Origin of the sequence: Nocardiopsis sp. JB363 (assembly GCF_900143625.1) — a bacterium.
GTDB lineage: Bacteria > Actinomycetota > Actinomycetes > Streptosporangiales > Streptosporangiaceae > Nocardiopsis.
The window spans coordinates 34,692-57,929 of record NZ_FRFF01000002.1; the positions used below are offsets into that span (position 1 = coordinate 34,692).

15 protein-coding genes are annotated in these 23,238 nt (G+C 69.3%); 7 read left to right on the forward strand and 8 right to left on the reverse strand.

All coding sequences use genetic code 11. The features are described 5' to 3' along the window. Positions 1–108 precede the first annotated feature (108 nt). Positions 109–1,083 carry an EamA family transporter gene (locus tag BQ8420_RS00405; protein WP_087095783.1) on the forward strand — a complete coding sequence of 325 codons (975 nt, stop codon included), beginning with the start codon at positions 109–111 and terminating at the stop codon, positions 1,081–1,083. Here BQ8420_RS00405 and BQ8420_RS00410 read toward each other — a convergent pair. Then, positions 991–3,903: a glycoside hydrolase family 2 TIM barrel-domain containing protein gene (locus BQ8420_RS00410; protein ID WP_087095784.1), complete on the reverse strand. Its 2,913-nt coding sequence runs from the start codon at positions 3,901–3,903 to the stop codon at positions 991–993. The two genes, BQ8420_RS00405 and BQ8420_RS00410, sit on opposite strands and share 93 nt — an antisense overlap. Then, positions 3,903–6,053, reverse strand: a complete 2,151-nt coding sequence (locus BQ8420_RS00415) for an alpha-galactosidase (RefSeq protein WP_087095785.1) — start codon at positions 6,051–6,053, stop codon at positions 3,903–3,905. The genes BQ8420_RS00410 and BQ8420_RS00415 overlap by 1 nt, the downstream gene beginning before the upstream one ends. Before the next feature lie 223 nt (positions 6,054–6,276). On the opposite strand from BQ8420_RS00415, the gene BQ8420_RS00420 reads away from it, so the two are divergent. From BQ8420_RS00420 to galK, 4 genes are read left to right on the forward strand one after another with little or no spacing between them, the layout of a single operon-like run. Then, positions 6,277–7,065, forward strand: a complete 789-nt coding sequence (locus tag BQ8420_RS00420; RefSeq protein ID WP_087095786.1) for a DeoR/GlpR family DNA-binding transcription regulator — start codon at positions 6,277–6,279, stop codon at positions 7,063–7,065. Continuing rightward, positions 7,062–8,093, forward strand: coding sequence for a galactose-1-phosphate uridylyltransferase (galT, locus tag BQ8420_RS00425; protein ID WP_087095787.1), 1,032 nt, complete (start codon positions 7,062–7,064; stop codon positions 8,091–8,093). Before BQ8420_RS00420 ends, galT begins: the two co-directional genes overlap by 4 nt. Then, positions 8,090–9,055, forward strand: a complete 966-nt coding sequence (galE, locus tag BQ8420_RS00430; RefSeq protein ID WP_087095788.1) for a UDP-glucose 4-epimerase GalE — start codon at positions 8,090–8,092, stop codon at positions 9,053–9,055. The genes galT and galE overlap by 4 nt, the downstream gene beginning before the upstream one ends. Further along, entirely contained in the window at positions 9,052–10,218 is a 1,167-nt protein-coding gene (gene galK, locus BQ8420_RS00435) for a galactokinase (RefSeq protein WP_235005841.1), read from the forward strand. Before galE ends, galK begins: the two co-directional genes overlap by 4 nt. Before the next feature lie 82 nt (positions 10,219–10,300). Here the strand turns inward: galK and BQ8420_RS00440 are convergent, their stop codons facing one another. From BQ8420_RS00440 to BQ8420_RS00450, 3 genes are all read right to left on the reverse strand, one after another. Further along, positions 10,301–11,455 (reverse strand): polysaccharide lyase family 1 protein, encoded by a 1,155-nt coding sequence (locus BQ8420_RS00440; protein ID WP_087095789.1) that lies wholly within the window; start codon positions 11,453–11,455, stop codon positions 10,301–10,303. Positions 11,456–11,757: 302 nt separating this feature from the next. Then, positions 11,758–12,789 (reverse strand): tetratricopeptide repeat protein, encoded by a 1,032-nt coding sequence (locus BQ8420_RS00445; RefSeq protein WP_143847035.1) that lies wholly within the window; start codon positions 12,787–12,789, stop codon positions 11,758–11,760. A gap of 325 nt (positions 12,790–13,114) precedes the next feature. After that, positions 13,115–14,293, reverse strand: a complete 1,179-nt coding sequence (locus BQ8420_RS00450; RefSeq protein WP_087095791.1) for a macrolide family glycosyltransferase — start codon at positions 14,291–14,293, stop codon at positions 13,115–13,117. A gap of 84 nt (positions 14,294–14,377) precedes the next feature. Here BQ8420_RS00450 and BQ8420_RS00455 point away from each other — a divergent pair, with 84 nt between their 5' ends. After that, complete coding sequence (locus BQ8420_RS00455) at positions 14,378–15,313, forward strand: Gfo/Idh/MocA family protein (RefSeq protein ID WP_087095792.1); 936 nt, start codon at positions 14,378–14,380, stop codon at positions 15,311–15,313. A 23-nt stretch (positions 15,314–15,336) separates the two neighbouring features. Here the strand turns inward: BQ8420_RS00455 and BQ8420_RS00460 are convergent, their stop codons facing one another. Next, positions 15,337–15,600: a GlsB/YeaQ/YmgE family stress response membrane protein gene (locus BQ8420_RS00460; RefSeq protein ID WP_087095793.1), complete on the reverse strand. Its 264-nt coding sequence runs from the start codon at positions 15,598–15,600 to the stop codon at positions 15,337–15,339. A 253-nt stretch (positions 15,601–15,853) separates the two neighbouring features. On the opposite strand from BQ8420_RS00460, the gene BQ8420_RS00465 reads away from it, so the two are divergent. Beyond that, on the forward strand, positions 15,854–17,989 hold the full coding sequence (locus BQ8420_RS00465; RefSeq protein WP_235005842.1) for a tetratricopeptide repeat protein: 2,136 nt from the start codon (positions 15,854–15,856) through the stop codon (positions 17,987–17,989). 405 nt (positions 17,990–18,394) lie between these two features. Here BQ8420_RS00465 and BQ8420_RS00470 read toward each other — a convergent pair whose 3' ends face one another. Beyond that, positions 18,395–19,636: a hypothetical protein gene (locus BQ8420_RS00470; protein ID WP_087095794.1), complete on the reverse strand. Its 1,242-nt coding sequence runs from the start codon at positions 19,634–19,636 to the stop codon at positions 18,395–18,397. Between the two features lie 374 nt (positions 19,637–20,010). After that, positions 20,011–23,118, reverse strand: a complete 3,108-nt coding sequence (locus BQ8420_RS00475; RefSeq protein WP_160049259.1) for a BTAD domain-containing putative transcriptional regulator — start codon at positions 23,116–23,118, stop codon at positions 20,011–20,013. Between the last annotated feature and the right edge of the window lie 120 nt (positions 23,119–23,238).

Below are 23,238 nucleotides of genomic sequence, written 5' to 3' on the forward strand. Positions count from 1 at the left end.
GCTTGACGGACCCGATCGACTCGACCTAACCTTTCGATATCGAACATTTCGACATCGAAAGGTTGAATCGATGGCCCCCTCCGTCACCGAGTCCGCCCGGGAAACACCGTGAGCGGCCGTGGGCGGACCACCGCCGACTCCCTGATCACCGCGCTCGCCCCGATGGTCTGGGGCAGCACCTACCTGGTCACCACGGAATTCCTGCCGCCCGACCGACCGCTCCTGGCCGCGCTCACCCGCGCCCTGCCCGCCGGGCTCCTCCTCCTGCTCATCACCCGGTCCCTGCCCAAGGGCGTGTGGTGGTGGCGCGCGCTCGTCCTGGGCACCCTCAACATCGGCGCCTTCCTCTACCTGCTCTACGTGGCCACCTACCTGCTACCCGGCGGGGTCGCCGCCCTGGTGATGACGGTCCAGCCGGTGATCGTGCTGCTGCTCGGTACGTTGCTGTTGCGCGAGGCCATCCGTCCGGCCCATGTCCTGGCCTGCCTCCTGGGCGCCTTGGGGGTGGCCCTGCTCGTGGTGGGTCCCGAGGCGGCGCTGAACCCGATCGGTGTGGGGGCCGGTCTACTCGGCGCGGTGTGCATGGGTTCGGGGATCGTGCTCGTCAAACGCTGGGGCCGACCCGAGGGGGTGAGCGTGCTCGCGACCACCGGCTGGCAGCTCACCGCCGGCGGACTCGTGCTGCTGCCCCCGACCCTGCTGTTGGAGGGCCTGCCCTCCTCGATCACCGTGGCCAACCTGGGCGGCTACGTCTACCTCGGCCTGTTCGGCGCGCTGCTCTCCTACGCGGTGTGGTTCCGCGGCATCGAACGGCTCCCCGCCCTCGCGGTGTCCTTCCTGTCCTTCGCCAGCCCGCTCACCGCCACGCTCCTCGGCTTCCTCGTGCTGAACGAGACCCTCACCCCGCTCCAGGGGCTGGGCGCGCTGACGGCGGTCGGGGCGGTGCTGCTGGTCCAGCTCACCGCGCACCGACCGCCGCGCCGAACCGCCTCAGCCGCGAAGACGGGTGAAGCCCGCGCGGAGCCGGTGGGTCCCCGCGAGGAGCCCGTGGACGGGCAGCACACCCGGACCACAGGACGCTGAACCCATCCCGTGGTGATCGGTGTCCACCCGCAGGTGGACCCGGTCCCCCGCGACCAGCTCGTGCGGGTGCCGGGCCGCGTCCAGCTCATGATCGCTCCACCGTCGCGCGGTGAACTCGAACTCGGGGTCGCCCTGGATCCGAAGCCCGGAACCGGCCTCGTCCCACAGCTCCAACCACCGGGTGCCGAGACGTCGACCGTTCTCCTGCGGACGCAGGTAGGGGGTCTGTAGTCCGTCGACCGTGTCGGTGAACCGGCCGACGCGCACACCCTGGGCCACGTCCCGATAGGCCTCACCGGGCCCGTACCCGAACCACTCCACCGCTCCCAGGTCACCGGGCAGGGTGAGGTCCAGACCCAGGCGCGGCAGCGGACAGATCCACTCCCCCGTCGCCGTCACGGTCAGGTCCAGCCAGAGCGTATGGGCGTCGGCGGTCCACCGGTAGGCGACGTCCAGGCCCAGGTCACGGGCGGCCGGGGCGAGGCGGGTACGCACCTCCAAGGCGTCGTCGGCCACGTTCACCGCCACCCGACGTTCGGTGAGCCGGTCCAGTCCGAACGCCCGCCAGAACGGGGCGAGCCCCATGCCGTGCAGACCCTCGTCGTTGTCGGTGGGGGCACGCCACACCCCCGCGCGGGGTTCGCCCACGTCGAGACCACCCACCGAGAGCAACCGGCCGGTTCGGACGTCGAACAGCCCGGGACCGAGCCGCAGTCCCCCGCCGTCGAGCAACGGATACGCCGGCGCCTGCTCGGACGCGGGCCCGCGGTCGGCCAGGGGCGCCTGTCCCCAGGCCACCTCGTGCCCCATCGCGGCCCACGGAAGGTCGGCGGCCAGATGCGCGGTGACGGTCAGCCAGACCTCCGCGCCCTCACCTCGGGGCACCTCCGGCAGCGGCACCTCGACCCGTTCGCCGGGGGCCAGCACCGGGACCGAAAGGGTCCCTCCACCGAAGACCTCACCCTCCTCCGCCACCTCCCAATCGAAGGCCAGGTGGGCGGTGTCGGCGAACGTCAGCAGGTTCTCCACCGCCACAGTCGCCGCCCCGGGGTCCACCGCGAAGCGCACCGGGGCGAAGGTGCGGGCCAGGGCGGTCAGTCCGGGGCTCGGGGTGCGGTCGGGCAGCAGCAGACCGTCGGCCACGAAGTTGCCGTCGTGCAGCACCTCCCCGAAGTCGCCCCCGTAGGCGAACCACTCGGTGCCGTCGGGCTCCCGCCGGCGGATCCCGTGGTCGATCCATTCCCACACGAACCCGCCGACGAGGCGCGGGTGGCGCTCGAAGAGCCGTTGGTACTCCTCCAGCCCTCCGGGGCCGGCGCCCATGGCGTGTGCGTACTCGCACAGGACGAACGGAAGGGAACGCCGGTGGTCGTCCACCTCCGGGTCCTCGGTCACCGGCTCCTCTCCCTTGCCGATGGTCTCGACCTCGTCGTGCTCGGGGTACATCCGCGAGTACACGTCCACGTGGGAGCTGTCCCACTCGCCTTCGTAGTGCACCGGACGGGAGGGTTCGTGTTCGTGCACCCAGTCGGCCATGGCGCGCAGGTTCTCGCCCCGGCCGGACTCGTTGCCCAGCGACCACAGAATGATCGACGGATGGTTGCGGTCCCGGGCCACCGTCCGCCGGATCCGGTCCAGGTAGGCGTCGCGCCAACGCGGGTCGTCGGAGGGGTTGCCGCGCCAGTCGACCACCTCGAACCCGTGGGTCTCCAGGTCGCACTCGTCCACCACCCACAGGCCCAGCTCGTCGCACAGGTCGAGGAAGTCCGGGTGCGGCGGGTAGTGGCTGGTCCGCACCGCGTTGACGTTGTGCCGTTTCATCAGCAGCACGTCCTCGCGCATGGCCTCCAGGGACACCGCGCGGCCGTGGTCGGGGTGCCATTCGTGCCGGTTGACCCCGCGCAGCAGCAGGGGCCGACCGTTGACCTTCAGCTCCCCGTCCTCGATCGCGATGGTACGGAAGCCCACCCTCAGCCGGACCCGTTCACCGGGGGCCACCACCTCGGCGTCGTAGAGCCTCGGTGTCTCGGCCGACCACGGTTCGACCGGGCCCACCCGGTGCACGACCCCGGGTTCGAGGTCGGTGAGTCCGAGTTCGGGCAGGTGGAGACGGGCGCCGGGGAAGCCCTCGACGTCCACGCGCAGGGTTCCGATGCCGGTGGTGTGGTCGTGGTCGGCCACGACCGCGACGTCCTCGATCCCCTCGGCGGGCCGGTCCAGCAGGGTGACGTCGCGGAAGATCCCGGACAGCCACCACATGTCCTGGTCCTCCAGGTAGCTCGCGGCGGACCACTGGTGCACCCGCACCGCCAGGACGTTGCGTCCCGGACGCAACAGGTGCCCCACGTCGAACTCGCTCACCAGCCGGCTGCCGGTCGCGAACCCCACCTCGGTGCCGTTGACCCACAGCCGGAAGAAGGAGTCCACGCCGTCGAAGCGCAACACCGCGTCGCCGCCCGCGGGCCGGTCCCCGGGGAGGTCGAACGCGCGACGGTACTCCCCCGTCGGGTTCTCGTCGGGCACGAACGGCGGATCGAGCGGGAAGGGATAGTGGACGTTGGTGTAGGCGGGCGTCCCGTACCCGTGCAGCTGCCAGTGGGCGGGCACCGGGAGGTCGTTCCAGGTCGTGTCGTCGAAGTCGGGCGCCTCGAAGCCACCGGGAGCCCCGGTGTCCCCGGAGATCTCCGGGGCCTCGGGCAGCAGTCGGAACCGCCAGGTGCCGTTCAGGTCCAGGGTGGGCGCGTCGGAGCGCAGGCGGGCGCGCGGGGCACGGGCCCCGGCCGACGGGGCGAACCCCTCCAGCGCGGTGTCCTCGGGCATCAGACCTCCTTCAGGTGGAGCAGGATCAGCTGACCAGGGTTGATGTTGGGCATCTGGAGTCCGGCACGGGCGAGGACCGCCCCGGAGAACTCGCGGGGCTCACCGCCGAACCACTCCGGCATCACCTGCTGCATGGTCGAGGGCCACCCCGTCTCCTGCCGCCACCGCACCAGGTAGCGGCGGTCCTGGCGCAGTCCCGGCAGGCGGACCCGGCCCGGCAGCGCGCGCACGGACGCCTCCGGTCGCGCGTACCGGAACAGCGCCTCGCCACCGCCCGCGGCCACCACGCCGTCGAGCTGTTCGGCGGGGTCGGGGGTGTCCGCGTGCACCACGTCGCCCGAGTGCAGGAGCGGGCGCATTTCCTTGTACAGCCGGATCCAGGAGGCCAGCGCGGCGAGTTCGCTCTCGTCGCAGGTGGTGACGTCCCACTCGATCCCGGCGTGGGTGAACAGGCTGGCGAGCAGCCGGGTGGGCAGTGACGCGACCCGGCCGGTGGTGTGCGACTCCGGGGCGCCCACGTGGCCGCCGATGAGCTCGGGGGGCAGGAGCAGCTCGGTCCACCGCTGGATCGCGAGCCGTTCCAGGGGATCGTTGTTGTCGGAGGCCCACACCCGGTCGGTGCGGGCGAGGATGCCCAGGTCGACGCGGCCACCCCCGGAGGAGCACGACTCGATCTCCAACCCCGGGTGGCGGGCCCGCAACCGGTCGAGCAGTGCGTACACGGCGAGGGTCTGGTGGTGGACCCCGGCGGAACCGGTGGGCGCGTGCACGGCTTCCAGGAGGTCGCGGTTGTGGTCCCACTTGAGGTAGTCGGGCCGGTACTCGGTGACCAGGGCGTCCAGGTGCTCGAACACGTGCTCCAGCGCCTCGGGACGTCCCAGGTCCAGCACCTGCTGGCTGCGGCTGGGCAGGGCGGGGCGGCCCTCCGGGGCGAGGAACCACTCCGGGTGGGCGCGGCCGAGGTCGGAGTCGGGGTTGACCATCTCGGGTTCGACCCACAACCCGACCTGCATCCCGTGGGAGCGCACGTGGTCGAACAACGGGTGCAGTCCGTCCGGCCATACCTCGTCGTCGACCGTCCAGTCGCCGAGGCCGGCGGTGTCGTCGCGGCGGCCACGGAACCAGCCGTCGTCCAGGACGAACCGTTCCACACCGATGCGCGCGGCGGTGTCGGCGAGTTCCCTCAGTCGGTCCAGGTCGTGGTCGAAGTAGACCGCCTCCCAGGTGTTGAGCACCACCGGACGTGGTGAGGAGGGGTGTTCGGGGCGGGCGCGCAACCACCGGTGGAAGCGGCCGGACAGCCCGTCCAGTCCCTGATCCGACCAGCTCAGGAACACCCACGGGGTGGTGTGGGACTCGCCCTGGCCCAGACGTACCTCGCCGGGGTGGAGGAGTTCGCCGCCGACGATGACCGCGTCGGCCTGCCCCGCGCCCTCGGGAAGGCGTTCGGCCAGGTGGACGTGGTCACCGCTCCAGGCGGTGTGCACGCCCCACACCTCACCCTCGCGGAACCCGAAACCGGGGGTTCCGACGGTGAGCACGAGCGGGGCGTCGTGGCCGGTACGGCCTCGGCGCGAAGCCCTCGTCCGGGCGCCCATGCCCAACGGCGAGCGTTGCGGGACGCGTTCGCGCACCCAACGACCGGTCGGATCCAGGACCTCCTCGGCCTCCCGTGGCAGCGGAAGGACGACGTTGAGCGTGTCCAGGGTCCAGGGGGTCGGATCGAGGTTGGTGACGGTGTGCCGGGCCCGGACCAGGCCTTCGGCCTCCATACGCAATTCGGTGCGGAGCGTGAGCCCACCGCCCTCGGCGGTGACGGTGACACGGCCGCCCACCTCGGGGCCGGCGTTCTCCAGCGGGTCGACGTCGACCTCCACCCTGGACCACGCCGGATAGGTGACCCGACCCTCGTGGTGCCCGGCCAGCCCGGGATGGCCGCGCCACCCCTCCCCCTGTGTCGGCACCAGGGAGACGTAGGTGGGCACGTCGACGCCGTTGTTGGCGGCGGGGGGTTCGGCCGCCAGTGCCAGCCCCTCGAAGTCGGGCAGGTCCGCACCCCAGTGCAGGACGTGCGGGAGCCCGGTGTCGGGTACCCGCAGGACCAGGGCGGTCCCGGCGGCCCGCAGGGTGATGGTGCGCTGGTTGGTCATTCCTTGATCGCTCCCAGAATCGGTCCGCCCAAGCGAGGATCCACCGAAGGTGTGAGTGCCGACACGAACATCCATATCGTCGACACTGCACCAGCGAAATGTCAACGCTTATCAACGGTTTCCCACACGCACACCCGAATCTCACCCCCCATTGACAGCGATCGATCAGCAGATGAGACTATGATTCAACAGAATCCAACATTTTCGATCATCCGGGGGCGGGATGCTGGCAGCGCAACGACAGGGGCTGATCCTCGATCGGCTCCGACAGGACGGGAGCGTCCGCGTCACCGACCTGGTCGAGACCCTCGCCGTGTCCGACATGACCATCCGGCGCGACCTCGACACCCTGGAGGGACGCGGGGCCCTGCGCAAGGTGCACGGCGGTGCGGTCGCCCCCGAGGGCCCCCGCACCGAGGAACCCGGCTTCCAGGCCAAGTCGACCCGGCAGGCCGCCGAGAAGCACGCCATCGCCCGAGCCGTGGCCGACCTCGTCGAACCGAACAGCGCCGTCGGGCTGTCCGCCGGAACCACCACGGCGCTGGTCGCCGAGTACCTGCGCGAGACCCCCGGCCTCACCGTCATCACCAACTCGCTGCCCGTCGCCGAGGTCTTCCACCACTCGGAACGCTCCGACCAGACCGTCGCGCTCACCGGCGGGTTCCGCACCCCCTCCGACGCCCTCGTCGGCCCGCTCGCCCTCGCCTCCGTGCACGGGATCAACCTGGACACCCTGGTCCTGGGCGTGCACGGCATGCACGAACGGGCCGGGTTCACCACACCCAACCTGATGGAGTCCGAGACCAACCGTGCCCTGGTGGAGGCGGCCGAGACCCTGGTGGTCGCCGCCGACTCCAGCAAGTGGGGCACCGTCGGGATCAGCACCATCATCCCGTTGAACCGCTGCGACGTGCTCGTCACCGACGACGGGCTCGCGACGGACGCCCGACACACCCTTCAGGACCACGTGGACAGCCTCGTGGTCGCCGACGTCCCTCGGGAGACCGGATGAGAAAGACCACCGCGCGCCTGGCCGACGGCCGGGAGATCATCTACTTCGACGAATCCGACGACACGCACCGCGAGGTCCACGACCCTCGCGACCTGCCCGAACGGGCTCCAGGCTCCGAACTGCGCCGGGACCCCCTGACCCGCGTGCAGGTGGTGGTGGCCGCCCACCGCCAGGGCCGTACCCACCTGCCGCCCAGCGACCAGTGCCCGCTGTGCCCCTCCACCGCCGACCGGCACACCGAGGTCCCCTCCACCGACTACGACGTGGTCGCGTTCGAGAACCGCTTCCCCTCGCTCAGCGGGGACGAGGGCCGCTGCGAGGTCCTCTGTTTCTCCTCCGACCACCACACCTCGATGGCACGGCTGGGAAGCGCACGCGTGCGCACCATCGTCGACGCCTGGGCCGACCGCAGCGCGGCGCTCGCCGAGCAGCCCGGCATCGAGCAGGTGTACTGCTTCGAGAACCGGGGCGAGGAGATCGGGGTGACCATGCACCACCCTCACGGTCAGATCTACGCGCTGCCGTTCATCACCCCCCGCACCGCCGACGTGGTGGCCTCGGCCCAGGCCCACCGGGAGGAGACCGGCGGCGACCTGTTCGAGGACATCCTGTCCGCCGAACGCGAGGGGCCGCGCGTGGTCCTGGAGAACGAGCACTGGACCGCGTTCGTGCCCGAGGCCGCCCGGTGGCCGGTGGAGGTGCACGTCTACCCGCACCGGCCCGTCCCCGACCTGCCCTCGCTCGACGACGCCGAACGCGACGCCTTCGCGGAGCTGTACAGCGCACTGCTCGGCGGGCTCGACCGGCTCTTCGACAAGCCACTGCCCTACATCTCCGCCTGGCACCAGGCACCCGTCCACGACCCCGAGGCCCGGGACCTCTCCCGGCTGCGGCTGGAGATCTTCTCCATTCGTCGCGCCGAGAACAAGCTCAAGTACCTCGCCGGCACCGAGTCCGGCATGGGCGTGTTCATCAACGACATCGCGCCCGAGACCACCGCCCAGCGCATCCGAGAGGCCACTCGATGAAACTCCTCGTCACCGGCGGTGCCGGATACGTCGGCAGTGTCGTCACCGCGCTCCTGTTGGAGATCGGGCACGAGGTCACCGTGCTCGACGTGCTCTCCGCGGGCCACAGCGACGCCGTCCCCGCCGGAGCCTCGTTCGTCGAAGGGGACGTCCAGGACGCGGCCCGTGTCCTGGATCCCTCCTTCGACGCCGTGTTGCACTTCGCCGGAAAGTCCCTGGTGGGCGAGTCCGTGCAGGACCCCGGACCGTACTGGCACACCAACGTCGGCGGCACCCTCGCCCTGTTGGAGGCCATGCGCGAACACGGTGTGGACCGGCTCGTGTTCTCCTCCACCGCCGCCACCTACGGCGATCCGCCCTCGGACGCACCGCTGCGCGAGACCGACCCGGCCTCGCCCACCAACCCCTACGGTGCGGGCAAGCTCGCTGTGGACCACATGCTCGGCGGATGGGCGCGCGCCCACGGTCTGGGCGCCATCAGCCTGCGCTACTTCAACGTCGCCGGTGCGTACGGGGGGCTCGGCGAGCGGCACGACCCGGAGACCCACCTCATCCCCAACCTGTTGAAGGTGGCCACCGGGGAGGTGGAACACGCCTCGGTGCACGGCACCGACTACCCCACCCCGGACGGCACCGCGATCCGCGACTACCTGCACGTACGCGACCTGGCCGACGCACACGCGCGCGCCCTGGAGCACCTGGAACCGGGCACGCACCGAATCCACAACCTGGGCAGCGGCGGCGGATACAGCGTCCGCGAGGTCCTGGACGCGGTCCGGCGGGTCACCGGCCATCCCGTCCCCGTGGTCGACGGCCCCCGTCGCGCGGGCGACCCCGCCGTGCTCGTGGCCGCCAACGACCGGGCCCGCTCGGAACTCGGCTGGGAACCCGCCCGCGGCCTGGACGAGATCGTCACCGACGCCTGGGAGTTCACCCGGAAGCGGAAACAGGTGGAGACGTGAGTGGGACGTCGTACGTGAACGAGGCCGGTTTGGCGGCCCGCTTCCGGGAGGCGTTCGGTCATGATCCCGAAGGGGTGTGGGTCGCCCCCGGGCGGATCAACCTCATCGGCGAGCACACCGACTACAACGACGGTTTCGCGCTGCCGATGGCCCTGCCGCACAGCCTGACCATCGCGGCGGCCCGCCGCACGGACGGTCGGGTGCGCGCGCGGTCGTTGCGGTTCCCCGGCACCCACGAGTTCGACCTGGCGGGTCTGGCCCCGGGCACGGTCCCGGAGGGCGCCGCCTACCAGGCGGGTTCCCTGTGGGCCCTGATCGACGAGGGGCACGAGATCGGCGGGCTGGATCTACTGGTGGACAGTACGATCCCGACCGGCAGCGGCCTGTCGACCTCGGCGGCGCTGTGCTGCGCGACGATCCTGGCCGCCACCGGACTGTACGGCGACGAGCCCGCGCCGGCCGAGGTCGCGCGTCTGGCCCAACGGGCCGAGAACGACTTCGTCGGCATGCCCTGCGGGATCATGGACCAGTCCGCGGTGATGCTGTCCACCGAGGGACGGGCGCTGTTCCTGGACTGCCGTTCGTTGGCCACCGAACAGGAACCGTTCGACCTCGCCGCGCACGGCATGGCCCTGCTGGTGGTGGACACCAAGGCACCGCGCCGACTGGTGGAGGGCGCCTACGCCGAACGCCGCCGGACCTGTGAGCGGGCCGCCGAGATCCTCGGTGTACGGGCGCTGCGCGATGTCACCGTCGAGGCGTTGCCCCAAGCTTTGGCGGAGCTGCCCGACGAGCTCACCCGCGCCCGGACCCGGCACATCGTGACGGAGAACGACCGGGTCCTCACGACGGTGGAGCTGCTGCGCGGGGGTCGCCCGCGCGAAGCGGGCGCGCTGTTCACCGCCTCGCACGTCTCCCTGCGCGACGACTTCGAGGTGAGCGTCCCCGAGGTCGACACCGCGGTGGAGGCCGCGCTGTCCGCCGGAGCCTTGGGCGCGCGGATCACCGGAGGCGGGTTCGGCGGCTGCGTGATCGCGCTCGTGGACGACGACCGGGTCGACCCCTGCGGTGAAGCGGTGCGCGCGGCCTTCGCCGAACGTGGTTTCGGCGCTCCGGAGGTGTTCACCGCGCTGCCCTCCAGGGGAGCACGCCGACTGCGCTGAGCGTTGGGTTCTTGCAAGCGTTTGTGGGGTGGCGCCGGACCGGATCCGAAAAAGTCCGGCGCCACCGATCGATCGAACCGGGTCAGGACGTGGTGTCGATGACCCCGGTGCCCGCGTACGCCTCGACGTCCGCCTTGGCGTCCGCCGGGCTCTGGGCGGTGTAGTCGTAGGGCACGGTGAAGTCGGTGGTCGACTCCAGGTGCTCGTGCGGGGTTCCGTTGGTGAACTCGTTGTCCACCAAGTTCCAGTAGCCGGTCTCGGAGCTGCCGTACCACCAGCCGACCGGGCCCTCGATCTGGCCGTCCTGGCTGTCGGTGTCACCGGAGCCGACGTTGTCGAAGTGGTTGCCCTCGACCAGCACCTGGGCGCCCATGCGGGCGTTGATGGCCGAACCGTCGATGTCCTCGAACACGTTGTTCAGCATGTGCACGTCCGCGTGCCGGATCAGCGGCACTCGGGTGTTGAGGTTGCTGAAGTGGTTGTGGTGGTAGGTGATGAGGTCCGGGGCGGCGTCGGCCGAGTCGTTGTGGCCGACCAGCGACGTCTTCCAGTGGTCGCTGAACCGGTTCCAGGAGACGGTGACGTACTCGGAGCCGTGCTTGATGTCGACCAGGCCGTCGTAGAAGTCCTTGTCGACGCCCTCCTTCTCACTGCCGAAGTCGTTGTGGTCGATCCACACGTTGGAGCTCTGCTCGGTGACCTCCAGGGCATCGCCCTCGCCCTGGGAGACGTGGTGGATGTTCAGGTTGCGGAAGACGACGTTCTCCGAACGGGTGACCTTGAAGCCGATCCCGTCGAACTCGCCCGAGTCGCCGACGCCGAGGATGGACACGTTGGCGAGGTCCTTGACGTCGATCTTCTGCTCGTCGACCTGGTCGGAGGTGACCGTGACGTCGACGTGGACGACCACTCCGTCGCCACCGTCGTCGTGGTCGTTGAGGAGCTCGTACAGCGCCTCGCCCGGAGTGCTCTCCTCGCTCCAGGAGGCGTACTCGCTGAGGACGTACTCCTCGACGCCGTCGCCGCCGAACCCGCCGGTGGTGCCGCCGTTCATCGAGGCGTAGCCGACGGGGGTGTCGCTATGCGGGTCGGCCAGGGCCTGCGGGTCCGAGCCCGAGGTGAGTTCGCCGTCGGCCTGCTGGCCGGGGACCACGAACCAGGCTCCGGCGAGCAGTGCCGCGCCGCCCACGGCGGCCATGGCCACGGTGGTGGGTCGTCTCCTGCGTTGGATGGACATGGGGGTGCCTCTCTCTGCCGGTGGGGGTGAGGGATACGTCAGCGGGGGTCGTCCGCACCGGCCGTGTGACCCATCTCTGCAACCGACAATGCGACCAGAAGGTGCAAACGGTTGCAGTCGCCCCATCGTGAAGGCCCGCGCACTCACTGTCAAGGGCGGTGCCCCGCGAAAACCCGGGAACCGTGGACGCTCCGGATCGTCCTGAGAACGGGTGCACCCAGAGGACAGCCGCCCTACCAGGGAACCCCTTCTTCGTCCGGGTCGGGGACGACGGACCTCCCCGCCCCCCGCCTGACGCGACGCTAGAGGTGGCGGCGGACCCGTTCGACGGCGGCGGTGTCGCCGATGCGCTCGTAGAGTCGTTCCGCTTCCACGAGGTGCCTGCGCCAGCCGTCCTCCCGATTCAGCTGGCCCAGACCGGCCAGGAGCTCGCATACCCGGGCCGACGGCGAGACCTGGTCGTGCTTCTCGAAACCCTCCCGTGCCTCGTACAGCTCTTCGCGGGCGTCGACGAACCTGCGCGCGGCGATGAGCGCCCGACCTCGTTCCGATCGGACCTTGGCCGCGTTCACCTCGTCCGGCACGGCGTCCTCACCCGTGGCGTCGAAGACCGCCATGGCCGCGTCCAACCGCTCCATGGCGTGCTCGAACCTGCCCGAGTTGAGCAGCGAGCGACCGGCCAACAGGTCGAGGACGGCGATCCCGTGTGTCCATTTCAGCGCCTCTTTGAGGGGGCGGACGCGTTCGAACAGCGCCAGCGCCTCGTCGTCCCGGCGGTCCCGCTGGGCCACGATGCCCCGCCCCTCCAGGGCGGTGGCACGTCCACGGTCGTCCTCGTCGGTGTCGGCCAGGGCCAGGGCGGTCTCGAACTCCCGGTCGGCGCCGGCGAGCTCTCCGGTTTCGAGCAGGGACAGGCCGAGGAGGTTGCGTGTGCGGGCCTCCCAGGCCGTGTCCTCCAGGTCGCGGGCGGACGCCGACGCGGATCGCAGCAGTTCCACCAGTTCCGAGGATCGGCCCGTACCTCGCAGATGCACCTCCAGCGACTCGGCGATCCGGCAGACCGTCAGATGGTTGCGGCTCTCCCTCGCCCCACGGGCGCAGGAGACCAGGGCCTCGGTGTTGGCGGCCATCCAGTTCCCGGCGTCCGCCGCGTCCGCGAAAACGGGAAGGTCGAGGTGGGCGGACTCGTCGGGCAGGGCGAGGCTCCACCCCCCGGAGAGGAGGGCGGCGGCACGGACCGCGGCTTCGGACAGGTGATCGGCGAACACGGATTCGAGCGCTTCCCGGTCCACGGTCGGCTCGGGGTCGAGGCTCATCGGGTCAAGTCTCACCATGTCGTCCCCCTTGGATGGTGAGCGCAGAGCATGCGGGGTGCGTCGGGGAGCGTTCATCGGGGTTGGACAGGCGGGAACACCGCGCGCGGCGGGGGTATCCCCCTCCGCGCGCTTCCCTCCCTCGGGCCGAGGTACGCCGGCTCCCTTTCCGGTCCGTTCCTCGACGCTGGGTCCCAGAGAACCCATGATGGGGGAGGCGAAGGGGAACCACCAGGCCATTACGGAATCCGCGCCGGCCATCGCGGTGCTCGCGCGTCGGCGAAAGCCCGGACGACCTGTGGTTTCGTCGATGACGGTCGCGGGGCCGCGTCCGCATCCGGCCACGTCAGCTCGTGGCCGTGCCCCCGTCGAGAAGCCCTTCCACGGCGTCGGCGGCGGCCTCGGCGCCACCCGCCTCGTCGATCCGTCCACGCATCCACCGAAGGCGTTCCCGAACGCTCGGATCGTGGGCGATCTCCTCGACCGCCTTCCACAGGGACGCGCCGTCGACCGTGTCCGGGTCCAGGGCGCGGCCGAGTCCGAGCTGTTCGATCCGGTCGGCGTTGGCGCGCTGCTCGGCCATCTGGGGCAGAGCGACCATGGGCACCTCGTGGGCGAGACCCTCCATGGTGCCGCCCATCCCGGCGTGGGTGACGAAGACGGTGGCGTGCCGCAGGACGGCGAGCTGAGGCACCTGGGCGTGGACCTCGACGTTGGGCGGCAGGTCACCGAGCTCGGCGGGGTCCGTCCCGCCGATCGACATGACCACGTGCCAGGGGCGCTCCCGTGCGGCGCGGGCGACCTCCCGGTAGAAGTCGGGACGCTCGTTGTAGGCGGTGCCCAACGAGACCAACAGGACCGGGTCGTCGGAGGGTGGCGTCCAGTCCCGCTGGAAGGAACGGTCGGTGAGGGTCGGGCCGACGAACAGGTGGGTGTCGGCGAAGGCTTCGCCCTCGTACTGGAAGTCCTTGGGCAGGGTGACCAGGCGCAACGCCGCGTTGGTGCCCGTCATGAACGCACCCCCGTCGGTGTACCCCTGGGAGCGCGCGTAGCGGATCATCCGGAACACGGTGAGCAGGAACCTCGGGTTCATCGGTTTGATCGTGGTGTAGTCGTGGTGCAGCGACCAGTGCTTGTTGCTCACCAGATTGGGCCAGTTCTCGACGGCCGGGACGCCCCAACGATGGGCGAGCAGCCGCCCCCACCAGGCGAGGGTGGCGTCGTGCACGACCAGGTCGGGGGCCTGCCGATCGACCTGGTCGGCGTGGACGACCTTGATCTCCGTGAGCAGCGATCCCATGGCGCGGATCAGCTCCGCGCCGTGCATCTGCGGGGCTTCGCCCTGCCCCTTCCAGGTCGTGGGGGTGGGCACGTGTTCGGCGCCGGTCTCGGTGATCCGGTCGGCGAAGGACTCGGGGGCGGCGAAGGTGACCCGGTGCCCGCGCCGGACGAGCTCGGTGGCCAGTCCGAGCAGGGGGTTGACGTGTCCGGGACCGTTGGGGGCGAAGAAGGCGATGTGGGCCATGCGGGCAATCTACCCCTCCCCCTTGTTGGGAGCGTTCCCATACGTCAAGGTGCTCAGAGTGGATTCCTGACCTGGGAGAGACGCATGGGACTGCGATTCGGACTGCTGGGCACCGGCTACTGGGCCCGCGAGACACAGGGAGCGGCGTTGGCCGCCCACCCGGAGGTGGAGCTCGTCGGCGTATGGGGCCGCGACCCCGCCAAGGCCGCCGACCTGGCCGGTCACCTGGGCTCTCGGCCCTACGACGACGTGGACGCGCTGATCGCCGATGTCGACGCCGTCGCCATCGCCCTGCCCCCGAACGTCCAAGGGGACCTGGCGCTGCGGGCGGCCAGGGCCGGCCGTCACCTGCTGCTGGACAAACCGGTGTCCCTGGGCCTGGACGTGGCCGACGAGCTGGTGGCCGAGGTCGAGTCGCGCGGGCTGGCGTCGGTGGTGTTCTTCACCAACCGCTTCTCCGACAACGTGAACGAGTTCCTGCGCACCGCCACGTCCGAGGGCGGGTGGCACGGCGCCCGCGCCACCCTGTTCGCTTCGATCTTCCAGCCCGGCAACCCGTACGGCGCGTCGCCCTGGCGTCGAGAGAAGGGCGGCTTGTGGGACGTGGGCCCGCACCTGCTCTCGGTGGTGTTGCCCGTGCTCGGTCCGGTCGAGGAGGTCACCGCGCTGAACGGCCCACGGGACAGCGTCCACCTGCTGACCCGCCACCGGGACGGGGCCGTCGGTTCCTTCTCGGTCACCCTGGACGCGGCCCCCGAGGCCGGAGCGTTCGCCATCGACCTGTACGGGGAGCCCGGGTGGCGTTCGGTCCCCGGGGGTGATCGAAGCGCCGCGGAGGCCTTCGGAGTCGCGATCGACCGACTGCTGACCCAGGCGAAGGGGGACCTGGGCGACCCCTGCGACCTGAGGTTCGGCCGCGACGTCGTGGCGGTGCTGGTCGCCGCCGAGGAGTCCGCGCGTTCCGGTCGGACCGTACACGTGGCCGAGGCCACCGGATCGGATCCGGTGACCTCGGGCTGAGAGTCGTGAGTGAACGCGGGCGGTCAGGCGGTCTTGCCCGTGTTCTTCGAATACATCCCGTCGGCGAGGTAGACGATCGCCGCCGCCACCAGTACCTGGACGATCAGTACCAGGAACCAAGCGGTGGTGAAGAAGCTGGCGATCCACCCGCCCAGGAACGCGGCCACGATGCCCAGCACCAAGGTCAGCCAGATCGGTAGGTGCTGCTTACCGGGGACGATGAGCCGCCCCAGGGCACCGATGATGAGACCGACGATGAGTGCGGTGATAATGCCGGTGATCTCCACAAGTCCTCCCACAGTTGGACGCACCCCCCTCGTTCCCGAACACACCGGGTTGAATCCCGCTCACACCCGTCTACATCGCCCTCGATTCGAAGCCTTTGCCGCATTTTGGACACTTCACTCCCTTCCAGCACCCTCGCTCCGTGCATGCCGCGCGACTGCATGTGCATATGACTGTGCACGGAATACATCCGACGTCTCGGGGCACAATCCTTTCTGTCGATCCCCTCTGTCGATGTCGAGAGAAAAGCCCGTCATGCCCCCTCAGGAAGGTGACCGGCGCACCCCCGTCGACAACACCACGGGGGCCGTGCACGGCGGAACGGTGATCCAGACCGGGACCATCCACGGTTCCGTGCACCTGGCGTCCACCCGTTCCGACCCCGTCCCCCGACAGTTACCGATGCCGCCGCGGATCTTCACCGACCGCGAGGACGAGTTCCGTCGCTTGGAGACCCTCCGGCACGAGATCGTCGGTGAGGGACACGGACGGATCATGGTGCTCACCGGCACCGGAGGCGTGGGCAAGACCGCCCTGGCCACCCGTTTCCTCGGCACGATCGCGGAGCACTTTCCCGACGGCACCCTGTACACCGACCTCCAGGGGTTCACCGAGGCCGGACCCACCGACACCTCCGACGTCCTGGACACCTTCCTGCGAGCCCTCGGGACCGATCCCGCCGCGATCCCCCGGTCCTTCGACGCCCGGGCAGCGGCCTTCCGCAGCCGCACCCACGGCGGACGGATCGCCCTCCTGCTGGACAACGCCATGTCGGCGGCCCAGGTCAGGGCGCTCACCCCGGGACAGGGGCGGCATCTGGTCGTGGTGACCACACGGCTGCACCTGACCGGCCTGCGTTTGGACGGGGCGGAGTTCCTGGACATCCGGCCACTGGGTGAGAAGGAAGCCCTCGAACTCGTCACGAGCATGCTCGGCGACGACCGCGCCGACACCGATCCCGCCTCGGCCCGGCGTCTCGTGGGCCTGTGCGGACGGCTTCCCCTGGCCCTGCGCGCCGCCGTCAGCGGCCTCGCCCTGCGGCCCCACCAACCCCTGGATCGACTGGTCTCGCGTCTGACCGACGAGGGCGAGCGTCTCGCCGCGCTCAGCCACACCCGGGAGCCCTCCGTGGACAGCGTGTTCACCACCTCCTATCGGGAGCTGGCCGAACCCGACCGACGTCTGTACCGGCTGCTCGGAGTGTTGCCGGCCCGCGACCTGACCGTCGAGGTCGCGGCGGCGCTGCTGGCCACGGACCCGCCCGACGCCGAGGACCTGTTGGCTCACCTGATGGCGGCCAACCTCCTGGAGGAGATCCCGGGAGGCCGGTTCCGTCAGCACGACCTGATCCGGCTGCACGCCCGCGCGCGGGCCGAGGAGGACGAGCCGGCGGGAGCTGTGGAGGACGCCCTGGATCGGGTGCTGGAGTACTACCTGACCACCGCCGCCGCGGCCGACCGGACGATCAACCCCCATCGTTGGGTTCTGGCACCGGTCTTCGATCGCACACCCGTCCGTGACTTCGACACCCATGACGATGCCCTGAACTGGTTATCGGAGGAACTGCCTTCGTTGCGGTCCTGCGTGCACGCCGCCCATGACAGCGGACGTCACTCGACCTGCTGGCAGCTGTGCGAGACCCTCCGCAACCTGTTCACCCTGCGACGGCACTACCTGATCTGGCACGAGTGTTACACGATCGGCCTGGCCTCCGGCGACGCACTCGGAGACGCGGGGGTGCAGGCCTGCATGCTGCTGGCCCTGGCCGACGCCCAACGGAGCATGGGAGACCCGGAGGAGGCCTACGGCGGTTACCACCGTTCCTTGGAACTGTGGGAGCGCATCGGTCATCTCGATGGTGCGGCCAGCAGCCTGGAGGGATGCGGGATGAGCGAGTTGGACCTGGGCAGGCCCGCCCGGGCGATACCGCACTTCCGGAAGGCGATCGACATATACGAGGCCGCCGGTCCGGAACGCGGGGTCACCCTCATGCTGCGTCGTCTGGGGAGGGCCACCCGGGACTCGGGCGAGTACCGAGCGGCCATTCCCTACTTCCTGAGGGCTCTGGAGGGTTTCGGCGCCGAGGACGACGCCTACATGAGGGCCAGGACCCTTGGCGAACTCGCCGCCGCCCACCTCGCGCTCGAAGACGCGGTGCGGGCGGAGGAACACCTGGACGAAGCGCTCACCCTGGCGACGAGGGTCGGCGCTTCCGCCGAGATCGCCGGGCTGAGGGTCATGCGCGCCGACGCGTTCCTCATGAGTGGGAACGCCGACGGCGCACGCGTGGAACTCACTCGGGCACTCGCCATCTACACATCACTCGCAGATCCTCGGACCGAAGGAACCCGACGGCGACTCGACTCCCTGGCTCCCAACGAGGACGGGTGAGGTCGAACCCGATCGGCCAACGGCCCGGTGCGACCCCCATGAGATTCCACGACCACCACGCGTGGGCGAAGGACGCGAGCAGCCGCGCCACGCCCTGTCCCGCTTCCTCCCCGGGTAGGCACGGAAGACGCCGGCGAACATCGTCCGTCCAAGCCCTGGCACGGATTCCTCCGTCCGGCCCGGCCACGACCGCACACCCTGGGAGGACGGCCAGGAGACGATCGGCGTCCGCTGCCTGCCCCTGGATGGACAGGACCACGTCGGCCGCCCGGAGCCACCGATCCGCCGGCCGTCCGTCGGCGACCACGAACAGGTGTTCGTCGACGAAACCGCTTCCGCCACGGGTCGAGCGCAACTCGACCGCGCACCACGTCACCCGGGGCGCCGAGCCCTCCGCCGGGGCTCTCACCGGTCCTCCGTTCCGTAGTGGAAGAAGGTGGGCGGGCGGAGCGGAGCCGGCACGGCGGTGTCACCCGGTTCCGGGAGGTCCAGGAGGCGGTAGATCAGCTCGCGCACCAACGCGGCGGCCCGACCGGGCTCGGAGGTCAGCAGCGAGCGGTAGAGGTCGGTCACGCCCGGGTCGTGCCGATTGATCACGGTCTCCAGCTGGGCCGGCAACGACCTCTCCGGGTCGTGACGCCGTTCCATCCGCAACAGCACCTCCGACTGGGACCCCGGCGCCACCCCCTCCAGGCCCCCTCCCGTCAACAGAACGGGGTTCCCCAGTGCAGCGGCCATGTAGGTGGTGCTGCCGTGGTCGCCGATCACCACGTCGGCGGCCATGAGCAGCCCCAGCCATGAGGAGTTCGGTTCCAACACCCGCAGCCCTCGTCGACGCGCGGTGGCCAGCCAGGCCAGGAGCTGCCGTGGACTGTGGGCCGACCACACGCCGGGGTGGACGAGCAGTGCCACGACGTGGTCGTCGGGGAGTTCCGTCATCACCCGCTCGACCAGGCCGGTCTCCATGCCGATCAGGGATTCCCCGCCCCAGGTGGTCGACAGGACGACCAGCCTCTCGTCCGCGTCGACACCGGCGGCCTGTCGGAAGCGGTCTCGTTCCGAAGCGGAAGAGGCGGCCCGGTCATAGGCCGGATCCCCCACCACGTGGGTGATCTCCAGGGCCTCGGCGACCACTCGACCGATCGTGTGCCTGTGGTTCACGTGGGGAACCGTTATCGCCGCCGCCGACACCCGGCCATAGCGCACCAGGGTCGAGTAGATCGCGTCGACGATGGGGGGCTTCCTGAGCGGTGGCCCGAACCCGGCACCCGGGGGGACCACACTGCTGAACCCCATGCCGTGCGGGGTCACCAGTACCGGGGCCCGCAGTTGTTCGAGGTGGCTGTTGTGCCCGTTGTTACCGGCAAGGGCGAGATCGAAGTCGTAGCGGAGAGCCTGTTCCCAGGTCAGGAGCAGCCCGTCGAATCGCTCCAGGTAGCTCGCCGCGCTCGGAGAGAACCTGGAGTTCTGAGCCAACACGTACACGACCTGGATCCTGGGGTCGTGTTCGAAGAGGGAGACGACGTCTCCCAACCGGTCTCCGGCCTGGTGGTTCTCCACCACGACCGCGACCGTCTTGTCTGTGGGCAGGGTGACCGGGGCGACCGGTCCGTGATTGTCTCGTCTCCAGTGCTGCGTGTGCCCCATCGCCTGTGGACCTTCCCGGTTGATGACTCAATCCGGGTCCCACCCTGCGCCGACCGGCTGAACAGGGGCTGGTGGGAGACCTTGCAGAGAGCTTGAAAACCTCATCGCGGACAAGCCCCGACCTTGCACGGACCTTGTCGAGGTATGTCCGCTTTCAGCTCACTTGTGTACGATTATCGAGTCGTCGCTGGACACCTGCGAAGGAAGAGGGGTCAGATCCGGGGCAACGGTGCTCTGCGAAGCGAACAAGGCAGGACTTTCCAGGGAAGGGGGGAAATAAGCACCGGTAGCCACATTGCTCCAGTACCAGCAGGCACCTTAACCGCACATCTGTCCGCACCGCAGGTGGTTGGAGAAAGTCCTCCCGAAGGTCCCTAACCCACCGCTTGGCCCCTTACGTACTGGAACCACTTGATCTTGGAACGCACCTGCTCCAGGTAGGGCGTCGGCTTCCGTTCGAGGTGCCGCACCGCCGCCGCCCAGTACGACAACGCCTTTTCCGAGTCGCCCTTCAAGCTGCTGAGGTCTCCCAGACGTGAGCAGCACATCCCCTCGTTCTGATGCGCACCCGTTCTGGCGGCGACTCCCCTGGCCTCCTGGTACATCACCTCGGCTTCGGAACGACGCTGCTGTGCCGACCGCACATCCCCGAGAGCTCGCAGAAGGGGTGATCTCGGGAGGGCGAGGTCATGCGTCTCGGCCAGTTCGAGACCGTTCAACAAGGTCCGCTCGGCCTCGGAAATCCTGCCCAGACCCAACAGAGCGGTTCCCACACCGACCTTGCTCCTGATCATCCCCGTGACGTCGCCGGCGGACCAGAACCCTCTCTGGGCCGACTGGAAACTGTCGTAGGCGTCCCCGTACCTGCCCAGATAGCTCTCCAGAAGACCCCTGTTGTGCTGAGTGCTCGCGATACCGAGAGCGTCGCCGTGGGCCCGGAACACCCACATACAGCGCTCGTTCATCGCGCGTGCTTCTCTGTGACGTCCCTCCCCGAAGCGCATCTGGAAGAGGTTCATGGCCACGCGTGCCGCCATGTGCTCATCCCCCAACGCCTGGTAGAGCTGTTTGGAAACGAGGAAGTGGCTGGAGGCGCGGTGATGCCTTCCGGTCTCGCTCTGACTCAGCGCGAGATGGTTGTAGACCTTCGCGATGCCCCTTTGGTCCCCCAAAGCCTGGAACTCGTCGAGAGAGGCCCTGTACTCGGAGATCGCTCGCAGGTGATCATCCTGGTCAGCGTGGAGAAGACCGACCTGGTCCCGGGCATACGGGATGTTCTGCCGACGACCGCACTCCTCCCACAGCGCGATCGCACGACCGAGGAGTTCCTCGACCTCACCCCGATCCATCAGCTTCAACCGCATGACGGCCAACTCGTAGAGAGCGTCCGCCGTGCCGAGGGGATCTCTCAACCCACGCCAGGCCTCCACCGCATCGACGAAGAGCTTTTCCGCCCGGTCCCAGGGGCCGTTGGTCTCCAAGAGCCCGGCCATGGCCAGTGGAATCCTCGCCACGTACTCCGTGAACCCTCGTTCCCGGGCGTGCTCGATGACCCTCTCCACCGATGGAAAGGTGTCCGCGAACCACTCTCGTGCCTCTCTCGGGCTCTCGAAGCCCGGAGTGGCCGAACTACGCGTGATCGGGCGCTCCGTTCGGCGGCGCCCCGGCATCGCCGTGCGATCGGCGTTGTCCACGGTGGCCAGGTAGTAGTCCAAGATGCGCCGTTCCACCTCCCACCGCTGTCGCTCGGACATCGTCCGAGCCGCACGTTGGCGGGCGAATCGCCTCACGGAATCGTGCATCCGGTAACGCCCTGGGCTGACCTCGTCCAGGAAATGGACGTCGATCAGCTCATCCAGGGCCTTCTCCGTCTTGTCCCAGTCACCTACGGATGCCGCCGCCGCGTGATCCGGAACCACCGTCGTGGGGTGCAGACCCACACAAAGGAAGACCTGTCGGGCCCATACGTCCAGAGCTTCGTAGGTGTCGATGAAGACCGCCAAAGCCTCCGAATCCGCACCTTGTTCGGACGCCCTCGTATGCCTCTCAAGGTGATTTGCGAGACGGTCCAGGCTCCACGTGAATCGGCGCCGCAGCTGGGCCGAAGCGATCCACAACCCGAGCGGCAACCGATCGGCCAAGGCCACGACTCGGCTCATGCCCTCTTCCTCGACGTCACGCCCGCTGAAGACGGCGAACATCCGTATGGCGTCTTCTTCGTCCAGAGGTCGTAGCCACAGCCGACGAGCTCCGTGGAGTCCGGCGAGGCTGCGTCTGCTGGTCACGAGTACGACGCTCCCAGCGGCCCCCGGAATCACCGGCATCACCTGGTCGTGGTGGTCCGCGTTGTCCAGAAGAAGGAGCACCCGCCGACCCGCGACCTGATTGCGCCACAGCGCCACACGCGCCTCGGGTTCTGTGGGGATACCGCTGCCCGAAACCCCGAGCATCAGTAACAGGCGGAAGAGGACCTGGTCCGAACTCGCTCCGGTCAGATCGGTCTGCAATCTGACGTCGAAGGCGTCTCGCAGGCGATGAGCGGCGTGCGCGGCCAGAGTCGTCTTACCGACTCCTCCCAAGCCATGGATCAAGTGCACCGCTGTTCGACCCTCGGAAGCACGCACTGAAGTGAGCAGGGTTTCCAGTTCCTCGTCCCGCCCCAGGAAGTCGGAGACGTCGGCTCGAAGAGTGTCCACTACCTCCCGACGTGGCTCCGCGAGGGGAACGGGTTCGACCCATTGGCCTTCATCGCCGTCGGCCTCGGTAAGGATTCGTTGGAAAAGCGCTCGTGTTCGGGGACTGGGCTGGATGCCCAACTCGGCGATCGTGTGATCCCGTAGATCGGTGTAACACTCGATCGCCTCGGTGTGCCGACCGCACATCTCCAGGGCCTTCATGTGCAGGTACGCCAAGGTCTCGTCACCAGGGTGGTCCTCCAGCCGGAGGAGGGTCTCTTCGGGACCACCGAGGACGAGCCCCACCTCCGCCCACTGACCGAGCAGACGGCGGTGCCCCTGCGCCATGCGCCGCCGCAGGGAGTCCGCCCACACCCCGGAGAACTCGGTGAGGGGTTCGCCGTCCCACAGCTCCAGGGCCTCTTCCAGGAGCGCGAATGCCGCCGCGTGCTCTCCCCGTTGAGTGAGCTTGCGTGCTTGGGCGGAGAGGCTCCGGGCCCGATGCCAGTCGACCGCGTCGGGATCGACCTCCAGGGTGTAGGTCCTGGACCGACGTTTGATGTCGGTCGGCACGCCCGCGTCCTTGAGGCTTCTCCGAATCCGGCTGCAATAGGCGTAGACACTCGTGTGCACCGAGTCGGGCGGCGCTTCGCCCCAGACACGGTCGATGAGGGTCGAGGTCGGTACGGGACGACCGACGGACTCTGCCAGTACCGCGAGGACGAGGCGGGCCTTGGGGGAACCCACGTCGACCGGTCGGTTCTCGACCAGAATCTGTGGGACCGGGGTGAGGATTCGTATTTCCAACTTGCCACCACCCAACACGAACCATCATGACATCCGAATTACGGATTGCCAAGATTATTGATTCGGTCATCTTCACAGAGTCCAGAATCAGACCCCATGAACAGGCAGGATACCCGCCAG

Bases quoted from the DNA above. Each gene is read 5' to 3' on its own strand.
- BQ8420_RS00415 (WP_087095785.1), bottom strand. From the start codon at position 6,053: ATGACCAACCAGCGCACCATCACCCTGCGGGCCGCCGGGACCGCCCTG.
- BQ8420_RS00450 (WP_087095791.1), bottom strand. From the start codon at position 14,293: ATGGCCCACATCGCCTTCTTCGCCCCCAACGGTCCCGGACACGTCAAC.
- BQ8420_RS00470 (WP_087095794.1), bottom strand. From the start codon at position 19,636: ATGGGGCACACGCAGCACTGGAGACGAGACAATCACGGACCGGTCGCC.
- galE (WP_087095788.1), top strand. From the start codon at position 8,090: ATGAAACTCCTCGTCACCGGCGGTGCCGGATACGTCGGCAGTGTCGTC.
- BQ8420_RS00420 (WP_087095786.1), top strand. From the start codon at position 6,277: ATGCTGGCAGCGCAACGACAGGGGCTGATCCTCGATCGGCTCCGACAG.
- BQ8420_RS00440 (WP_087095789.1), bottom strand. From the start codon at position 11,455: ATGTCCATCCAACGCAGGAGACGACCCACCACCGTGGCCATGGCCGCC.
- BQ8420_RS00455 (WP_087095792.1), top strand. From the start codon at position 14,378: ATGGGACTGCGATTCGGACTGCTGGGCACCGGCTACTGGGCCCGCGAG.
- BQ8420_RS00465 (WP_235005842.1), top strand. From the start codon at position 15,854: ATGCCCCCTCAGGAAGGTGACCGGCGCACCCCCGTCGACAACACCACG.
- BQ8420_RS00445 (WP_143847035.1), bottom strand. From the start codon at position 12,789: ATGGTGAGACTTGACCCGATGAGCCTCGACCCCGAGCCGACCGTGGAC.
- galT (WP_087095787.1), top strand. From the start codon at position 7,062: ATGAGAAAGACCACCGCGCGCCTGGCCGACGGCCGGGAGATCATCTAC.
- BQ8420_RS00410 (WP_087095784.1), bottom strand. From the start codon at position 3,903: ATGCCCGAGGACACCGCGCTGGAGGGGTTCGCCCCGTCGGCCGGGGCC.